Here is an 18,418-nt window from a genome sequence, read left to right as displayed (position 1 = left end):
TCGTTAGGTGCGGTCGGTCGTTTTATTACCGGTGTCGAACTTGTCTTTCTTGCGGTTGCCCATCAGAAGCTTGCCTTCAAGGTGTTTCCGAAGCGCGTGATAGTAGGCCGATAGGAAAGCGTCCATCTGGTGTGGCAGTACGGGGTCTTCCCAGCCAATCTTTTTGATGATGGTCTCCCCCGCGGTCTTCAGCTTCTCAGACGCACCTGCCGACTGGTTCCTCAATAGCTCCTCAAGCGTTTGAAGTTCAAAGATGCCGTAAGCGTTCAGTTGCGCGGTGGTAAAGCTGTAGGCTTCCTTGGCGCTTGCCATTTTCTCGTCAGCATCCAGCATGTCGGTGGCCAGCAGCACTTTGGGCTCTCGCACAACAATGGTGCCAGCGATCAGGTCGCCTGCGCGCAGGTTGTCCTTGTTCATCATGGGCAGGAAAACCAGTAGCATAGCCCAGATAAAGGCGAACAACTGCATCACGCCGGAGACGCCCGTCGCGCCGCCTGAAAAGACAATGCCCATGGGGAGGAAAATTTCGATTTCGCGCATCATGTTGCGGGCGAAAATGGCCTCGGATGAAAGCGGCTTGCCGAACCGGTCGATCACCTTGATGCCCAGGCGTCGTTTCCCCGGTGTCTGGCCCTGCCATTTCAGCTCGAAAAACATGAAATAGAAGTTCCTCAGCGCAAAGATGAACAACAGGAACATGATGATCCCGAACCGCCCAAGGTTGGCCCAGCCGGTGGTGATGGCGATTGCGATCGACCCCAAAATCATGATGCCGAACAAGATCAAAAGATCGATCACCACGGCGCCTGCCCGGTCACCGCGGTCTGCCAGTTCCACATTCAGCGCCACGCCTTCCGGTGTCAGGATGCGGCGCGACTTTCTGGCCGGGCGGTAGCTGCGCTGTTTCCTGCTCATGAGGCTTTTCCACCAATATCATCAGACGCATCTTCGGGCGCGTTGCGGCCCACGCCTAGGAAATAGAGTGCCCAAATAAACAAGAAGCCAAGGCCGATCGTGTAGCGACCCGTATCACTGCTGACGAGCTGCCGGGCAAAGCCCTCGAGAAGGCCAGCGACAAGGAACATAAGGATACAACCAAATGCCACGAGTGCGGCTTTCTTGCCGTATATGGCAAGGGATTCCATTCGGCTCAGTTTCCCGGGGAATACATAGTGCCGGGCGATGGCAAGCCCTGCGGCGCCACACAGGATGATGGCCAGTATCTCGGTAGAACCATGGATGATCAGCCAGCCGCCCAGCTCATAAAGCAAGTCTTTTTCATAGTGGAGCGCCAGGAAGGCACCCAGCATGGTGCCGTTCTGGAACAGAAGCCAGATAGTGGGCAGCCCAAGCGCGAAGCCAAGAGCGAACGCCAGCAGCCCGACCTGGGAGTTGTGGGTGAAAAGCTGTGTGGCGAAAATGTCCAGGCTGTTCAGCTTGTCTTCCGCGGGGTAGATGACGGCCTTTAGCTCTTCCGCCGATGCGCGGGGCACCCGACCGTCCGCCAGTTCCCTGTTCATAAAGGTGAAGAACCAATCAGGGTTCTGTAGCACCAGGAAAAAGCCGGCCATGACGCCCAGGAACATCACGACAAAGGCAACAATAAATTCCTGCTTCAGGGACCGCACCGCGTCGGGCACCGAGAATTGCATCAACCGCGCGAAAGCCTTTCCGGCGGGCCTTTGGTGGCCATACAAAAGGAAATAGGCGCGGGTGGTGAGATTCTCCAGATAGTCGACCACATTCTTGTCGAGCGAGATCGACCGCGCCACGCTCAGGCTTGAAAGCGCCCCTTTATAGAGGTGCGGCAGTTCAAACACATCCGCCGCGCTTAAGGACCGGATGCCTTTTTTTTCGGCCTGCATCACCAGCTTTTCGAGCTGTTGCCACCCGGCTTCACGCTCCTGCCTGAACTGGAAGCTTTTGGTCCCTTCAAGCGCCATCAGACCAGCTCCTGATTAATGATTGTGCGATACTGGTTAATCACGTCACCGACAAGATGGGCGGCCTCAGGCTCCAGGCACAGCACGCCTTGGCGCCTGAGATTGGAAAACAGCAGTCTTCTTTCCTTCAGAAGCTCGGCTGCGGTGGCCGCGCGGGAGATATCCTTCACATCCTCGACCGGCCGGTTTGACACGCGTTCCAGATAAGGGTCCTTGAGCGCCACGAACACGACAAAATGATGCACCGCCAGGTGGCTCAGGTTTTCGCGCATCAGCTCTGCTGTTGTGGTGTCGACAAAGTCCGTGAACAGGATCACCAGTGTCCGGCGGGTCAGATGTTCCGCAAGCCGGGTCATCGCCAGCGTATAATTGGTTTCGCTCACGTCGCACTGCATGGCTGCCATATAATGCTGCAAATGGGCGAAGGATGTAATGCCAGACAGTGGCTTGACGAATGACCGAACCTGGCTGTCGAACGAAAAGAGGCCGACCCTGTCGCCGCCCTTGAGCGCCGAGTGAGCCAGCACAAGGCCTGCATTTACCATATGGTCAAGCCGGGTCAGGCCACCCAGCCGTTCCGCCATCAAATGGCCGGTGTCGAACGCCAGAATGATCTGGTGGTTGCGCTCGGCTTCAAATTCCTTGGCCAGAAGCCCGCGATAGCGTGCGGAGCGTTTCCAGTCCACCGTTCTGGGGTCCATCCCCGCGACATATTCCCGAAGCGATGAAAATTCGCTGCCGTCGCCTTGGCGCGGGTGAGGGCGGGGCCCGAAATCTTCCGAGGCCGCCCCCATCAGTTCCTGCGCGCCCTTGGCGGCAAGCTGGAAGTTCGGCAATACCGGAATTTTCAGGTCCGGTTCTTCCATAACCTGTCGCTGCACCAGCCCAAGCGGGCCGCACCAGCGGAACCAGACAGTGGGGATCACTGCTGTACCGCGGCTGAGCGGGATCAGGCTGACCTCAGCCCAGCCGCCGCCGGGTGGGATGGTCACCGGCTTTTGTGCTTCCTGGTCGAGGATATCGCTCACCTCAACGGCCACCTGCACTTTCGGGAGCGGGGTGCCGTCGTGGCGCTCGGCACTGACCACCAGCGGCCGGCTGTCGCCGATAAAGATCTGTGCAGGCTCCTCTATCGAGAAGCTGATTTTTGAAGATCGTGGGCAGGAGAGCCAGTCGATCAGGAAAAGAAACGCCAAAAGTGCAAGATAATAGCCCGTCAGGTTCACAAGGCTCGGCGAGATCGCAAGCAGGGTCACCGCCAGCGGGACCGCAGCCAGGATCAGCCAGAATGTCCTGAGGGTAGGGCGCATCAGCGGGGTGCCTTCACCTGTTCCAGAAGTTGCTGGACCACATCGCCGGCGCGGATGCCTTCAATCTCTGCCGAAGGGCTGAGGACCAGGCGGTGCCTGAGGGCGGGCAGGGCGATGCGTTTGATATCGTCCGGGATGACATAGTCACGGCCGTCAAGGGCGGCTGAGGCGCGGGAGGCGCGGGCGATCATGGTGCCACAGCGCGGTGAGGCGCCGACTCGTACAGCCGGATGCTCCCGCGTGCCGCGCACCAGATCCACGATATAATCGAGAAGCTCGGCAGCGATCTGTAGCCCGGCGATGGTGCGGCGCATGGCCTGCAGGCTTTCAAGATTGAGGACTGGATGTACATTCATTTCCGATACCGACGGCATGGTCGCACGGTGGCCATGCAGGCCTAGAATGCGGCGTTCTTCATTGCGGTCCGGATACTCCAGGATGTGCTGGAACAGGAACCGGTCCAGCTGGGCTTCCGGCAACGGGTAGGTGCCTTGCTGCTCGATCGGGTTCTGGGTAGCGATCACCATGAAACCGTCACCAAGGCTGTAGGCCGTGCCGTCGATTGTGACTTCGCGTTCATGCATCGCCTGCAGCAGTGCCGCCTGGGTCTTCGGCGGTGTCCGGTTCACCTCATCCGCGAGCAGCAGGTCGGTGAAGATCGGGCCTTTGGTGAGCGCGAATTCATTGGTTTCGAACCTGTAGATGTTGGTGCCGAGCACATCGCCGGGCATCAGGTCCGGGGTGAACTGGATACGGCCGAACTTCAGGTCGAGGCTGGCGGAGAACGCCTGTGCGAGCAGGGTCTTTGCCACACCGGGCACGCCTTCGAACAGGATATGGCCTTCTGAAAGCAGGCTGATCAGCAGAAGGTCCACGGCGTCGTCCTGGCCGACAATGACCTTCTTCACGTTATAGCGCAGGCTTTCGCCGGCAGCCTTGATGTCACTTGGTGTCATTCATGATCTCCTGTTTCCAGGTGTAAAATTGATTGGCAAGATTAAGGAGGCGGTTTCTTTTGGTGTCATCGTCGTCTCGCACCCTCAGAATACGCCGTTTGATGGTAGTGAAGCCGGGGTTGACCCCGCGCTTGGATGATTGTTCGTCCAGCCACCGGTCCAGCTGGTTGCGGGCCAGGTCGGCTGGCACATTCAGGTGTTGTGCAACTGCAAGCGCCTGGTCATCGACAAGACGCACAAGGGCTTCCTGTTCTTTTTCCGCGATATGCAGGATACGGGCAGCATTTTCAATGAAGACAGCCTTTGTGTCGTTCACATCAGCCATCCGCCGCCAGGGCGCCCCAAACCTGCGTGTGAGCGCCAGAAGGAACACGATAAGCGCAAGAAGGGCGGCAACAGTGGCGTAAACAAAGGGATGGCTGAACATGGCGCGCGCCAGGCTTGGGTCGCGCTGGAAGCCGTGGATGACTTCGTCGATCACAAGGCTCTGGCGTCCTTCTGAAACCGTGCGAAGCACGTCAAGCGCCAGAGCGGCATTCCAGCCGCGCGCGAGGCCGTGTGTTGCGATCAGGTCGGGGTCCGCCAGAATCCAGACTGGTTCCTCCTCATATTCCCGGTTCAGCCGACCGAACAATATGCCGTGTTCGTTCCAGATGATGGGCGTGATGGCATCGGATTTCAGAAGTTGCAGATTGTCGATGTCTGGTGTGGCCTGTGGGTCAAAGCTGTGCTGCCAGTCACTGATGGACTCTTCAGGTCTTAGTACGTCGATGTCTTCAGCAAGAAAGCCTGCCACCCTCTGTGGGCTGGCCATGGACATCAGGAATTCCGCACCAATCCATCCTGCCTTGAAGGGGTGAGGCGCACCTCTCCGTTTTGGCAGTACCACCAGCATCGGGGCCCAGTCGATCAACGTCTCAATTCTTTCGCCCGACCGGTTGTTGCCTTGGGGTTCCAGAAGAAGGAGTGTCGTGTCTGTGCCAAGTTTGTCACTGGTGTTGCCCTGGCTTTTCAGGCTGTGCCAGCCTTCGCTTTCAGCGAGGCTTGCGAAGGCGGCATGGCCTATTGCCGATTTGGAAAAGCTGTTGGCGCCGCTAGATGTTTCATACTGACCGTCTCCCTGGAACACGGATGTGACTGCCAGACCAAGAGTTGCCAGAATCCCCAGGAACAGAATCCAGAAAAGGGCCTTGTTGGAAAAGGGAGCTGCCTGGTTGGTGTTCGCCTGCATTACACCGCCTCCTTTCCGGTCCCGATCAGCAATTGATAATGCTGGAAACAGGTCTCATAGGTCTGCTGTGAAATGGTATGGCCGGCAAAGGCATAGGCTTCAACCGTGGCTACCAGACAATGCAGCGCATCGGCTGGCTTTGTCGCAAGCTTCGATTCCCGCACGATTTCGCGACCGGTCATCCAGGGCCTAAGGCGCACCAGTTCGCGCTTGGCAAGGCTGAGCAATGCGGTGGCCAGCAGCATCCGAACCGCCTCACCAAAATTGCCAGCCTTTGCAGCTTGCTCAGCCTCTTCAAGAGAGGCGGGCTGTGCCAGGGCGTGAGAGCCGGTCGCTTGCGTTTGTGGCTTTGCGCTGGGCCTTTGCCTCATCGAGTTTCTGGTTTTTGGCGCGGTGCTGCCGGTTGCGAGAATCCAGATCAATACTGCGATGGCGAAAATACCCAGAGCCACCAGCGTATAGAGAATGGCTTTGCCAAGCCAGGCGGGCATCGGGCTGGACTTCTGGCGTTGTTGGGGTTTCGGTACTTCCGGCAAGTCGCGCTGATAATCGCCCTTATCCAGCATCTTGTCGATGCGGCGGCCAAGGTCTGTGTCCGGGAGCGGCGCTTTAAGTTTCACGGTTTCCGTGGAGGCCGCTTCCTCAGGTGTGTTGTGGCGGGCATCATTCCACCAGTAGGCCGCGCCGAACAGCAAAATAGCCGCGCCTGCCGCGATGGACAGCCACCGCCAGTTTTTCCTGATGCCTTTTTGAAACGCCCCCATCATGGCGATACTCTAGAAAGAGCGATTCCAGAGGTAAAGCAGGAAAATCGACGAAAGTGTTTTTTATACGGGTTGGTGGGTCAACTTATCGTTCGTCGCCAATCCGTTGCAAAATATCTGCAATTTTGCAGCTCATCGGCTGGTCAAACGCACCGACCCATTTCTCGAGCGGCTTTCCGGTGCAATAATCCCGGCCTTCAAAACCGAATGCGGCCTCTTCAAGATCATCAATATCTTCCGGTGTCAGATCGTAATACTCTGCGCGGGGAAAGATATCTTCGATATCCTCGACGACAACATTGCCGAATCCACGAAAACGACCGCCGTCGCGTTCCTTTATGCGGCCCTCGATCACATTGTTGACGATGGTGGCAAAGCTGCCGTTGAAACGCACATCGATCCCAGCGGTGTTGACCAGAGTGTTGTTGGTGATTTCGGTGCTGGCAGCGTTGTTCAGATAGATACCCACATCGGCCGGACAGTTCATGATGACATTGCCACGAATGACACCCTTATAGTGTTCAATCTTGCAGGACCGACCCTGGCAATAATCCGGGTTAGTCACCCCGCCGCCGCCAAGGGAAAGACCCAACCGGACACCACCGCTGTGGCGCCATTCGCAGATGACCAGGTTTCTCTCAAACAGGCCGTGATCCGAGTTGCCCTTCAGGAACGCCGCATAGCTTATCGGTGATCCGGCAACTTTGGCAAAATCGGCAATGAAGTTGCCCCTGACCACCCAGCGTCTGCCACCCACCACATCAATCGGTGTCACGGGCGTGTTGGTGATCCGCGGTGTGGTGTTATATAGAATATTGTCTTCGATCAGCACGTCGTCCGGGAAATATTGACGGCCGTCGATGATTTCGCCATTGCCTTTGATTGCAGCGTTGAAATCCACGAATTTGTTGCGGCGGACAATTGTGTTGTCGGCTTTGCTGGCGATCTGCAGCGCATGTTCGCACATTTGGTGATTGCCGCAGGTTCCATTGAACTCCAGCCCCTCGATGATCCAGTTGGATCCACTGATCTTGAAGCCGATGGCGCCGACGGTCTCAATGATTACTTTGCCGCCTTCAAATGGTTTGATGGTAATCGGTTCTGCCTTTGTGCCATTTGCCGTCAGTTCGATATAGCGCTTGATGGTGTAGCGGCCTGGCGCGATGATAAAGACATCGCCCGGTTTGGCGTCTTTCATGTATGTGGTGAACTTATCATCGGTGATAAAGATTTCATCCGCCTTGGCGGGCATGCCAAGCGTCGCTAAAAGAAGAGCTGTAATCAAGCTGTATGCTCTGAACACCGGGATCTCCATCACGCTGTTAACCATGTCAGGTCGATACCATAACGCTGACAAAAGCACATGACAACGCACGAACAGGAGATTGATGATAAGCAGTCCAGATGAAGGGGCGGTGAACGCCAGGTCACCTAGTCCAGATGTGGTTTTCCCATCAGGCGAAGTCTACTGATCCCGCCGTCCGGGAAAATATTGATGCGCACATGGCTGATGGGCCCAAGCTCTGCTGTTGGCTTGAAGGGGTGTTCGTCATCTGCCCGCAAGTCCTGTTTGGACATCAGCTCCGGCCAGAACTGGCTTTCCACCGTCAGGCTTTCGTCCGTTCCGCCGGTCACCAGCGCTGCCTGCAGCGAGACATGGCTGGGATAGTTGCCCTTGAAGAAGGCAGTATCCACCAGAATGTCCTCAATGGTGCCTTTGTGGCCAAGCGCTATGATGGCCCAGTCATTGCCGGGCTCGCGACGGCGGCGGGTTTCCCAGCCATCCCCCATGTTGATACCTCTGCCAGGCGCCATGATGTTGGCCAGCACGCCGAAATGCTCGTTATTGGCCACCACGGGTCGGCCACCGTTTTCTAGGGCCGCCAAGTCAACGGTTCTGCCCTTGTCCGCCTGGCCCCAGACCTTGTGCATCATGCCAAACACGCGCAGGCGCGCCACGCCGCCGTCGGGGAATATGTTCAGCCGCAAATGCGTCCATGGCTGGTCGGATGAGACCGCGATCATATGGTGGCTATCACCCTTGAGGTTCGTGGCAGGTACAATTTCTGTCCATGCTGTATCTTCACCCGGTATATCGCCCTCTGCCACGCAGGCATCAATGGACGCGGCTGGCGGGAAGTTGCCGGTGAAGTGGCTGGTGTCGATATCCACGCCATGGATGATGCCCGCCTGCCCAAGCCGGACGATGGCATGGTCATGGCCCATGCCGCGTTTGCGGCGGCTTTCCCATCCGTCCATCCATTTGCCGTTATCGTCATATTTGCCGGGGATGAAAACCGGGTCCGCCGGGTCGATCAGGCGCGCCTTGTCGGCGAAGAAATCGTCGGTAGCAAAGGTGACTTTGGCACCCAGGCGTGGCTGCGCCAGATTAACGAGCTTGCTGAAATCCATGCGTGTCATCGGCTGATCCTCAAAACTATGTCAGTTCGGCCAGGCGGAGCCGGGCAATCTTGTGAATTTGCTCAAGCGCGGCATCATACTCCTGCGACCGGTCATGATTGAGGCGCGCGCGGAAGGCGGCCAGAATGTCATACCGGTCCAGCCCCTTCACCGCGATGATGAATGGAAAACCGAATTTGGACTTGTAGGCGCTATTGAGCCGGGTGAATTCTTCAAGTTCCTCGGCGCTGCACTGGTCAAGCCCTGCGCCAGCCTGCTCGGACCGGGATTCCGCTGTTAGCTCATCCCTGAGCGCAGCCTTGCCCGCCAGATCCGGGTGCGCGCAAATCAGCGTCATTTTTGCGGCCTCGTCTGCACCGTCCACCACGGCTGCCATGGCCGCGGACAGGTCTTCGAGTGTATCGAGGTTTTGCGGATCGTTTGTTTTCCACGTCGCTTCCGCGACCCAGGGGCTATGCTCATAGATATGGCCATAAGCCGCCATGAAGGTGGCCTTGTCACATTGGCTGGCCCTGAGCTTCATGCTTGTCATGCGCCAGACCTTTCATCAGTTCCCTTGTAGGGATGAACCTTGCGCCAGTGGCGCGCGATGTCGATCCGGCGGGTGAACCAGACAGCGTCATGGCTTTTGGCGTATTCAATGAAGCGCCTCAGTGCCTGGAATCGTCCGGCGCGCCCGACAATGCGGCAGTGCAACCCCACAGACATCATCTTTGGGTGGGTTTCGCCTTCCTCATACAGCGTGTCGAATGTGTCCTTGAGATAGGTGAAAAACTGGTCGCCGCAGTTGAAACCTTGTGGGCTGGCGAAGCGCATGTCGTTGGCGTCCAGTGTGTAGGGAATGATCAGCTGTGGCTCGCCCGCGAATTCCTTCCAGAAGGGCAGGTCGTCTGAATAGTCGTCGGAATCGTAAAGAAAACCGCCATATTCACCCACCAGGCGGCTGGTGTTGGGGCCGGTGCGGCCTGTATACCAACCAAGCGGGCGTTCCCCGGTCAGATTGGTCAATATATCGACCGCCTTGGCGATATGCTCGCGCTCCACTTCCTCTGGCACATCCTGGTAATTGATCCATTTATAGCCGTGGCTGCAGACTTCATGGCCTGCTGCAACAATTGCGCGTGCTACATCCGGGTGTCGTTCAAGCGCGGTCGCCACAGCAAACACCGTGATCGGGATGTCGTGGTCGTCAAACAGTTTCAGAAGCCGCCATACGCCAGCCCGACTGCCGTATTCATAGAGCGATTCCATGCTCATATGGCGGGCGCCTTCAATGGTTGGCGCGCCAATGATTTCCGACAGGAAGGTTTCCGCGCCTTTGTCACCGTGCAGGACGCAGTTTTCGCCGCCTTCCTCATAGTTCAATACCATCTGCACTGCGATGCGCGCGCCGCCGGGCCAGGAAGCCTGGGGTACATTCTGGCCGTAGCCAACAAGATCGCGTGGATAGTCGCCGGTCATCGCCGTTTCCTCAATCGTTCGCGGTGGCGAAAATTGTGTGCAGGTCCTGATCACCCGACCGGGCTTCGAACACCAGCTGGGCCTCAATGGATTCCAGGTGGCGTGTCAGGATATCACCGGCCTCAACTGCGTTGCGGTTCTCGATCGCATCGACAAGCCGCTCATGGTCGCCACCCTTGCAGTTGGGGGCGGTGCCTGTGCGGCCATAAAGCGCGATGATCAGGCTGGTCTGGAACACCAGCTGCTCCAGGAAATTGCACATCAGGTCATTTTTCGAAAGCTGCGATAGCAGGATATGGAATTTGCCTGTCAGCCGGATCCAGCGGGCGATATCTGCGTCCTTCAAGGCCTGTTCTTCATCTGCCAGGTGGGCGCGCAGGCGGGTGATGTCATCAGTGGTCGCATTCGCCGTCGCCTTTTCCAGCATGGCGCGCTCAAGCACGATGCGCGCCTCGAACACCTGCCGGGCGTCCTCGGGGCTTGGCGTTGCGACCACGGCCCCCTTGTTTTTCTGCAGTTCGATGATGTTGTCGCGGGTCAGCAAAAGGAAGGCACGGCGGACGGTGGTCCGTCCCACGCCGAAGATGGAGCAAAGCGAATCTTCCGTCAGCTTGGTGCCGGGCGCCAGGCGCTGTTCCAGCACACGGTCACGAATGGCTTTGCAGACATCCTCTTCGGTAAAGGCTGTGCTCTTTGACATAATTTTGTGATCCATTGTCGGTAGCTTCAGTGGCGCCTTAGGGGCTTTCTTGGCACCAAATTCCTTTGGATTGTCGCGTATTTGGCAAGATTGTCAACAATTTCATATCAAAAGTGTCGATGATCTACTTTACAAATCCTGATTCTTCGGTCAGGGTTGAGCATGACGAATTTCAACTGACTTCACGAGGGCAATATGGGAAGGCTTACCACCCATGTCCTGGACACGGCAAATGGGTGTCCGGGAGAAGGCATTCATATCAAGCTCTATGCGCTCAAGTCTGATGGCATGACGCTCTTGAGGGAAGCTGTCACCAACAATGACGGTCGGGTGGATGCACCGCTTCTGGAAGGGGCCGATTTCGCCAAAGGTGAGTATCTGCTGGAATTCGCAGCGGGCGATTATTTCCGTGCGCGCGGCACCGGGCTTTCTGATCCGGCTTTCCTTGATGTCGTGCCAATCCGTTTTGGTGTTGCGGACGCGGGCGCGCACTATCATGTGCCGCTCCTGATCTCGCCCTTTGGCTACAGCACCTATCGTGGCAGTTAGGGAGTTTTTGGCCTGATGTACGGCACAGTCAGATTTCTTCTGGATGGTGAACTGCATGAGCTTGTGAACCCGGATCCCACGGAAACGGTGCTCCAGTTCCTGCGCTACCGCCTGGCGCGCACCGGCACCAAGGAAGGCTGCGCGGAGGGCGACTGCGGCGCCTGCACGGTAGTGCTTGGTGAAGTGGTTGACGAGGAAATGCGCTACCGGGCGGTAAACGCCTGCATCCTTTTCCTGCCCACGCTGGACGGCAAGGAGCTGATTACGGTTGAAAGCCTGAAGCGTGCTGATGGCACGCTGCATCCTGTGCAGCAGGCGATTGTGGATACTCACGGCTCCCAATGCGGCTTCTGTACGCCGGGTTTCGTGATGAGCCTTTATGCCTTGTATGAGGACGGTGTTACCGCAACGCGCGAGGGGCTTAATGACACGCTTGCGGGCAACCTGTGCCGTTGCACCGGCTATGGCCCGCTCCTTGAGGCCGGGATGCGGGCACAGGAAGCGCGTGTCCCTATGGACCATATGGCGCTGAAGGAAAAGATCGAAGGGCTGATGGCGCTTAAGCGGCACGAGACGCTGGAGTTGATAGCAAAAGACCCGGTTTCCGGGGCTGAAAAAAAATATTTCGCTCCAGTAACAACTGAGGCGCTGGCAGAATTGGTTGAGCAGTATCCAAAGGCTACGATCCTGGCGGGCGGGACGGACGTTGGCCTGTGGGTCACGAAGCAGCACCGGGAACTGTCGGTTGTGATTTATACCGGCGCGGTGGCGGCCCTGAAGGAGACTCGCGAGTCTGGCGAGTCGATTGAGATTGGCGCGGGTGTCAGTGTCTCTGACGGCATGGACGTCCTGGCGAAATACTATCCGGATATGGGGGAGCTTTATCGCCGCTTCGCCAGTGTGCAGATCAGAAACAGCGGCACCATCGGCGGCAACATCGCCAACGGCTCACCCATCGGGGATAGCCCACCTGCCCTCATTGCGGCAGGGGCTGAACTGGTTCTCAGGAAAGGCACGGATGAACGCACCATCGCGCTTGAGGATTATTTTATCGAATACGGCAAGCAGGACCGCACCCCAGGCGAGTTCCTAGTGCGCATCATTGTGCCGAAACCCCAGGAGAATCGCCGATTCAGGGCCTATAAAATCTCCAAGCGGTTCGACCAGGATATCTCTGCCGTGTGTGGGGCTTTCTGCCTGACTATTGTGGACGGCATTGTCGAGGACGCCCGCATCGCTTTTGGTGGCATGGCTGCGACCCCGAAGCGCGCGACCGCGACAGAGGCAGCGCTCGTGGGCAAGGAATGGTCCCTGGAAGCTGCCCAAGCCGCGATGGAAGCGATGCGCCAGGACTATGCGCCGATTTCCGACATGCGGGCGAGTGCTGAGTACCGCATGCAAGTGGCCCAGAACCTGCTGATGCGGGCCTATCTTGAGACTACGACAGATATCGCGACGCGGTTGGTGGGCGATAAGGTACTTGCGCATGTCTGATACGCTTTCGGATATCAAGGGTGCCGTGCACAAGGAGTTACGCCACGACAGCGCGCACAAGCATGTCTCTGGTGAGGCACGCTATATCGACGATCTGCCGGAGCCGAAGGACCTGCTGCATCTTTATGTGGCCATGAGCAAGAAGGCCCACGCCCGCATTACAGCAATGGATCTTAGCGCGGTGAAGGCGGCCAAAGGTGTGGTTTGCGTGATTTCGGCTGAGGATATTCCCGGCCACAATGACGTCAGCGCCTTCGCGGGCGATGATCCACTGTTCGCGGAAGGCCTTGTGGAATATGTTGGCCAGCCGATTTTCGCCGTAGCCGCCACAAGCGTTGACCTTGCCCGCGCCGCCGCGAAGCTGGCGGATGTGACCTACGAGGAACTGCCTGCGCTGATCACCATCGATGACGCGCTGGAAGCGGAAAGTGCAATAGAGCCCATGCAGACCATGGGGCAGGGTGATGCTGCAGCGGCGCTTGGCTCCGCCCCCCACCGGCTTCAGGGCAGCTTCCGTATTGGCGGGCAGGACCATTTCTATCTTGAAGGCCAGATCGCCTACGCGACCCCACAGGAAGACGGCGATGTGCATGTGTTTTCCAGTACCCAGCATCCATCAGAGGTGCAGCATCTGGTGGCCCAGGTTCTTGGCCGCCCGACGAATGCAGTGACGGTTGAAGTGCGCAGAATGGGCGGCGGCTTTGGCGGTAAGGAAACCCACCCGGCCATGTTTGCAGCGATGGCGTCGCTCGTTGCCGTGAAGACAGGACGGCCTGCCAAGCTGAGGCTCGACCGCGACGACGACATGGTTATGACCGGCAAGCGTCATGATTTCAAGTACGGGTATGACGTGGGCTTCGACGACGACGGCAACATCCTCGGCATTGAGATTGAGATGGCCTCGCGCTGTGGCCGGTCCACCGACCTGTCGCCCGCCATCAACGACCGCGCCATGTTCCATGCTGACAACTGCTATTTCCTTGGGGACAGCACGATCAGGTCGCACCGCCTGAAAACCCACACGGTGTCGAACACCGCCTTCCGCGGCTTCGGTGGCCCGCAGGGCATGATCGGCATCGAGTATGTCATCGACGATATCGCTCGCGCGCTGGGTAAGGACCCCACGGAAGTGCGGCTTGCGAACCTTTACGGCGAAGGCCGGGATATCACGCCTTACGGCATGACGGTTGAAGACAATATCGCCGGGGAGCTGATCACTGAGCTAGCAGAAAGCGCCGACTATAAGGCGCGCCGGACGGCGATCCGGGAGTTCAATGCCGCGAGCCCGGTGCTGAAGAAAGGCATGGCGTTGACACCCGTGAAGTTCGGCATCAGCTTCACCACGACCCACCTTAACCAGGCGGGCGCGCTGGTGCATGTCTATGCCGACGGCAGTGTGCACCTGAACCATGGCGGCACGGAAATGGGGCAGGGCCTGTTTGTGAAGGTAGCCCAAGTGGTGGCCGAAGAATTCCAGATCGACGTGGACAAGATCAAAATCACTGCCACGACGACCGCGAAGGTGCCCAACACGTCGGCGACGGCGGCGTCAAGTGGGTCTGACCTTAACGGCATGGCGGCCTTGGATGCCGCGCGCAAAATTAAGGCGCGGCTTGTGGATTTCGCGGCCTCGAGGTATGGCTGCCCGACTGATCGGGTGACCTTCAGGAACAACAAGGTTTACGTGGAAAACAACGAACTGGCGTTTGAGGAGCTAACGAAAGCGGCCTATTTGAACCGGGTGTCGCTGTCCGCCACCGGTTTCTATAAAACGCCCAAGATCCACTATGACCGCGCGGCCCACAAAGGCAGGCCGTTCCTTTATTTCTGCTACGGTGCGGCTGTGAGTGAGGTGATGATCGATACGCTCACGGGTGAATATAAGGTTACCCAAGTTGACATCCTGCATGACACCGGCCGGTCGCTCAATCCGGCGATCGACAAGGGCCAGATCGAGGGTGGCTTCATCCAGGGCATGGGCTGGCTGACAACCGAAGAGCTGGTGTTCGACGGGCAGGGCAACCTGCGGACCCACGCCCCCAGCACCTACAAAATCCCAGCCTGCAGCGACCGGCCGGAAGTGATGAATATCGAGCTTTACAGTAAAGGTCGCAATGTGGAAGCCACGATCCACCGGTCAAAGGCGGTCGGCGAACCGCCGTTCATGCTGGCGAACAGTGTGTTCCTGGCGATCCGCGACGCGGTAGCGTCTGTAGGTGACTATAAGGTTTCGCCAAAGCTAAACGCGCCCGCCACGCCTGAAGAGGTGCTGATGGCGGTACGGGCACTTAAGGGGTAGGCCGGTGAGTAGCGAGTATGGCGTTCTGATTGTTGTCGAGGAGACCAAAGGCTCAGTGCCGCGTGAGGCGGGCACGACCATGTGGGTGGATGCACGCGGCATCCAGGGCACCATCGGCGGCGGCAACCTCGAATATCAGGCGATTGAACAGGCGCATAAGCTGCTGGCGGATGATGCGCTCACTGAACTCAGCCAGAATTACGCGCTTGGCCCTTTGCTCGAACAATGCTGTGGCGGCAGCGTGACGCTGAAACTCACCAAAAAACCGCTCAGTGAGCGCATGGCTTTGATGACCGACCGCCGCGCACGGACACCGCTCTATATGTTCGGCGCAGGGCATGTGGGCAAGGCCGTGATGGCTGCGATCCACAAGCTGCCGTTTCAGGTGACCTGGGTGGACGCGCGCGCGCATGAGTTCCCAAGTTTTATGCCCAAACATGCAGAAAGGGTGACAGACCGCGACCCCGTCGAAGTGGTGGAAAGCGCAGCCCCAGGCAGCCTGTTCCTGATTTTCACCCACAGCCACCAGCTGGATTACGCCATCACGGCCGCGGTACTGGGGCGCGGTGACGCACGCTATTGCGGGCTGATTGGGTCAAAGACCAAACGCGCGCGGTTTGAAAACCGCATGCTCAAGGAACGTGTGATCGCGGAAGAAGACTTGCTGAGGCTCATCTGCCCTATTGGGGTTGAAGGTGTCACGGGTAAGGAACCCGAGATTATCGCCGCCGGCATCGCCGCACAGCTGTTGCAGCATCTGTAACGGCCCGCTCGGGCGACAGGTGGTTTGCCAGAAGTATGAAGGAAAGACGGGACGATGGAATTCGATTTTACTCCTTGGCTTAATCTGGCCATTCGCTGGCTGCATTTCATCACCGGCATCGCCTGGATTGGCTCCAGTTTCTATTTCATCTGGCTGGATAACCACCTTGAAAGCCCGAAAGAGCCCAAGAAAGGTATGTCGGGTGAGCTGTGGTCTGTGCATGGCGGTGGCTTTTACCATAAGCAGAAATATGCCGTAGCGCCGGAACAGATGCCCGAAAACCTGCATTGGTTCAAATGGGAAGCCTATTTCACCTGGATGTCCGGCTTTGCGCTTCTGGCCGTGATTTATTATCTGGGCGCTGATCTGTTCCTGATCGACAAATCAAAGATGGACCTGACGCAGTTTGAGGCAATCGGTATCAGCCTGGCTTTCCTGGTTGGCGGCTGGGTGTTTTATGATGGCCTTTGCCGGTCACCCCTTGGCACGAACAATACGCTTACGGGCATCATCTGGTTCGCGGCCCTGACCGCTGCGGCCTATGCGCTGACGCATATTTTTTCTGACCGGGCGGCCTTCATCCATATCGGTGCCATTGTGGGCACCGCCATGGCGGCCAATGTGTTCATGGTGATTATCCCGAACCAGAAGAAGGTGGTGTCCGCCTTGACGGCGGGAGAGACGCCGGACCCGAAACTTGGCCAGATGGGCAAGCAACGATCCTTGCATAACAACTATATGACTCTGCCAGTCTTGTTTTTGATGATCTCCAACCACTATCCAATGACCTTCTCAAGTCCTTACAATTGGGTGGTTGTGGCGGCCATTGGCCTTGTGGGTGTGATGGTGCGGCATTTCTTCAACTTGCGCCACAAGGGCAAGACAAGCCCGGCGCTTGTTGTGGCCTCGGTGGTGCTTTTCCTCGCCATTGCTTTCTTTGCCGCAGAGGCTGAAAAAGCAAGTCGTGTGGAGGTGAAAGAGACTGTGACGTTCGGGCAGGTTCAGGCGGTTCTGGGGAAGCATTGCAATATGTGCCACGCGGCGGCGCCAACCCACGAATTTTTCCCGGAAGCACCGGGCGGCGTGATGTTCGACACCGCTGATCAGGTGGTTCAATATGCGCCCAAGATCATGGAGCAGGCTGTGATGTCCGATATCATGCCGCTTGGCAACGAGACGGGTATGACGGACGAGGAACGCGCGCTTCTTGGCAAATGGATCGAAGACGGAGCGAGAAGGTAAGCCATGCGCAAACTAAAGGTCGAACCACTGACACGTGAAGCTTTTGCGCCTTTTGGCGATGTGATTGAGGCGTCCGATGATGCCGAAAAGCACACAATCAATTACGGCAACACTACGCGCTTTCATGATCTGGCGACCATCAATGTAACGGCGGACGGTGCGAAGGCTGGCATCAGCATCTTTCGCTCGGCACCGCTTCCGATGCCGATCATGATTGAGGTGATGGAATATCACCCCAAGTCGTCACAGGCGTTTGTGCCGCTTTCCGCCCGATCCTATCTGGTGGTTGTGGCGCCGAAGGGACCGTTTGAAGCGCGGGGTATGCGGGCCTTTCTGGCAAGCGGCGATCAAGGTGTGAACTATCATGCTGGTACCTGGCATCATTTCTCGCTCGCGCTTGAGGATATCAGTGATTTTCTGGTGATTGACCGGATCGCGGATGATGACAACTGCGTGGAATACCACCTGAAGGCAAGCGAGCAGGTCACATTGGAGATTTAATCTGTCGGGGTGGCCTGTCCCATGACTTGTCTTTTAAAGTCCGTCATTTCTTCATTGATCTGTTGAAGCTTACGCATAAGGTCAGGGTCAGTGTCCAGGCTGCAGCCCATGCTTGTGGATACATTTTTAAAAGGCAAGGCTTCTAGCGGCAAAGGTGTGTTTGCTTCCTTGGCGATGTAGGGAATTTCAACGGCGCCGGTCAACAAAAGGTCGACTCGACCATGAAAAAGAAGCCGCACAGCATCCACATTTGTGCCCGCATTCAGGATTCTTTCATGGCCGGTTTCCTGAAGCGCGTTTGCGGATGCGTATCCAGATACAGTGGCGATCTGATAGGGGGCGATATCCGCCAGGCTCTCAAGCTCCAAGGGGGAATCCGGTCGTTTGAAGAAGGCCCAACGCCCCTCATAAAGGGGAGAGACCCACAGGAATTTGTTTTCGCGATCGGGGGTGCGGTCCATAGCAAACAGGCAAGTGTTCGGTGAGCGCCGCGTTAAAGACAGAGCGCGCTTCCAGGGCAAGAGCTCAATAGTATAGTTGATATTGGCCCGTTTCAGCATTTCGTCGACAATGATGAAAACCAGGCCTTCAATTTTCTGGCTGTCTGCGGACAGGTAAGTGAGGGGTGGGTTATGCTCGGTATAGAGGCTCAGCTGCGGTGCCTCAGGCAGTGGTGCGGGCACTGGCTCAGCAGCGGTTACAGTTGCAGCAAAGGCGAAGGCAGCGAACACAAAGTGCTCCAGCTGTTGTTGTCCCATCCGGTAATCAGTTTACATGTTTTTGA

At 57.4% G+C, this 18,418-nt stretch carries 18 protein-coding genes; 6 read left to right on the top strand and 12 right to left on the bottom strand.

Features of this window, described 5'->3' with window-relative positions:
• Positions 1–3 precede the first annotated feature (3 nt).
• From KORM41_RS16690 to KORM41_RS16640, 11 genes are all read right to left on the bottom strand, one after another.
• Positions 4–915 (bottom strand): RDD family protein, encoded by a 912-nt coding sequence (locus KORM41_RS16690; protein WP_068150843.1) that lies wholly within the window; start codon positions 913–915, stop codon positions 4–6.
• Positions 912–1,943, bottom strand: a complete 1,032-nt coding sequence (locus KORM41_RS16685) for a stage II sporulation protein M (protein ID WP_068150839.1) — start codon at positions 1,941–1,943, stop codon at positions 912–914. Before KORM41_RS16685 ends, KORM41_RS16690 begins: the two co-directional genes overlap by 4 nt.
• Complete coding sequence (locus KORM41_RS16680) at positions 1,943–3,253, bottom strand: DUF58 domain-containing protein (RefSeq protein WP_068150835.1); 1,311 nt, start codon at positions 3,251–3,253, stop codon at positions 1,943–1,945. The genes KORM41_RS16685 and KORM41_RS16680 overlap by 1 nt, the downstream gene beginning before the upstream one ends.
• Positions 3,253–4,209, bottom strand: coding sequence for an AAA family ATPase (locus tag KORM41_RS16675; protein WP_068150832.1), 957 nt, complete (start codon positions 4,207–4,209; stop codon positions 3,253–3,255). Before KORM41_RS16675 ends, KORM41_RS16680 begins: the two co-directional genes overlap by 1 nt.
• Positions 4,196–5,440 carry a DUF4350 domain-containing protein gene (locus KORM41_RS16670; protein WP_068150826.1) on the bottom strand — a complete coding sequence of 415 codons (1,245 nt, stop codon included), beginning with the start codon at positions 5,438–5,440 and terminating at the stop codon, positions 4,196–4,198. The genes KORM41_RS16675 and KORM41_RS16670 overlap by 14 nt, the downstream gene beginning before the upstream one ends.
• Positions 5,440–6,204, bottom strand: coding sequence for a DUF4129 domain-containing protein (locus KORM41_RS16665; RefSeq protein ID WP_231727312.1), 765 nt, complete (start codon positions 6,202–6,204; stop codon positions 5,440–5,442). Before KORM41_RS16665 ends, KORM41_RS16670 begins: the two co-directional genes overlap by 1 nt.
• An 85-nt stretch (positions 6,205–6,289) precedes the next feature.
• Positions 6,290–7,507, bottom strand: coding sequence for a right-handed parallel beta-helix repeat-containing protein (locus tag KORM41_RS16660; protein WP_197421226.1), 1,218 nt, complete (start codon positions 7,505–7,507; stop codon positions 6,290–6,292).
• A 128-nt stretch (positions 7,508–7,635) separates the two neighbouring features.
• Positions 7,636–8,625: an allantoicase gene (alc, locus tag KORM41_RS16655; RefSeq protein WP_068150818.1), complete on the bottom strand. Its 990-nt coding sequence runs from the start codon at positions 8,623–8,625 to the stop codon at positions 7,636–7,638.
• 16 nt (positions 8,626–8,641) lie between these two features.
• The gene (gene uraD / locus KORM41_RS16650; RefSeq protein WP_068150815.1) at positions 8,642–9,157 is read right to left on the bottom strand and encodes a 2-oxo-4-hydroxy-4-carboxy-5-ureidoimidazoline decarboxylase; all 516 of its coding nucleotides are present in this window, start codon (positions 9,155–9,157) and stop codon (positions 8,642–8,644) included.
• Positions 9,154–10,086 (bottom strand): allantoinase PuuE, encoded by a 933-nt coding sequence (puuE, locus tag KORM41_RS16645; protein WP_068150812.1) that lies wholly within the window; start codon positions 10,084–10,086, stop codon positions 9,154–9,156. Before puuE ends, uraD begins: the two co-directional genes overlap by 4 nt.
• Before the next feature lie 10 nt (positions 10,087–10,096).
• The gene (locus tag KORM41_RS16640) at positions 10,097–10,786 is read right to left on the bottom strand and encodes a GntR family transcriptional regulator (protein ID WP_197421224.1); all 690 of its coding nucleotides are present in this window, start codon (positions 10,784–10,786) and stop codon (positions 10,097–10,099) included.
• A gap of 195 nt (positions 10,787–10,981) precedes the next feature.
• On the opposite strand from KORM41_RS16640, the gene uraH reads away from it, so the two are divergent.
• The 6 genes from uraH to KORM41_RS16610 are packed head-to-tail and all read left to right on the top strand — an operon-like array spanning position 10,982 to position 17,634.
• On the top strand, positions 10,982–11,335 hold the full coding sequence (gene uraH / locus KORM41_RS16635; protein ID WP_068150807.1) for a hydroxyisourate hydrolase: 354 nt from the start codon (positions 10,982–10,984) through the stop codon (positions 11,333–11,335).
• Positions 11,336–11,350: 15 nt separating this feature from the next.
• Positions 11,351–12,829 carry a xanthine dehydrogenase small subunit gene (gene xdhA, locus KORM41_RS16630; protein ID WP_068150804.1) on the top strand — a complete coding sequence of 493 codons (1,479 nt, stop codon included), beginning with the start codon at positions 11,351–11,353 and terminating at the stop codon, positions 12,827–12,829.
• The gene (gene xdhB / locus KORM41_RS16625) at positions 12,822–15,128 is read left to right on the top strand and encodes a xanthine dehydrogenase molybdopterin binding subunit (protein WP_068150801.1); all 2,307 of its coding nucleotides are present in this window, start codon (positions 12,822–12,824) and stop codon (positions 15,126–15,128) included. The genes xdhA and xdhB overlap by 8 nt, the downstream gene beginning before the upstream one ends.
• Before the next feature lie 4 nt (positions 15,129–15,132).
• Positions 15,133–15,891, top strand: coding sequence for a xanthine dehydrogenase accessory protein XdhC (gene xdhC / locus KORM41_RS16620; RefSeq protein WP_068150799.1), 759 nt, complete (start codon positions 15,133–15,135; stop codon positions 15,889–15,891).
• Positions 15,892–15,945: 54 nt separating this feature from the next.
• A complete protein-coding gene (locus KORM41_RS16615) occupies positions 15,946–17,133 on the top strand; it encodes a urate hydroxylase PuuD (RefSeq protein WP_068150796.1) in 1,188 nt (395 codons plus the stop codon).
• Positions 17,134–17,136: 3 nt separating this feature from the next.
• On the top strand, positions 17,137–17,634 hold the full coding sequence (locus tag KORM41_RS16610; protein WP_068150793.1) for an ureidoglycolate lyase: 498 nt from the start codon (positions 17,137–17,139) through the stop codon (positions 17,632–17,634).
• On the opposite strand, the gene KORM41_RS16605 is transcribed toward KORM41_RS16610, so the two are convergent.
• Positions 17,631–18,392: a substrate-binding periplasmic protein gene (locus tag KORM41_RS16605; RefSeq protein ID WP_082720016.1), complete on the bottom strand. Its 762-nt coding sequence runs from the start codon at positions 18,390–18,392 to the stop codon at positions 17,631–17,633. The two genes, KORM41_RS16610 and KORM41_RS16605, sit on opposite strands and share 4 nt — an antisense overlap.
• Positions 18,393–18,418 lie beyond the last annotated feature (26 nt).

It is taken from the genome of Kordiimonas lipolytica (assembly GCF_001550065.1).
The sequence above is the reverse complement of the archived record's forward strand: the minus strand, read 5'-3'. Positions and strand labels throughout refer to the sequence as shown.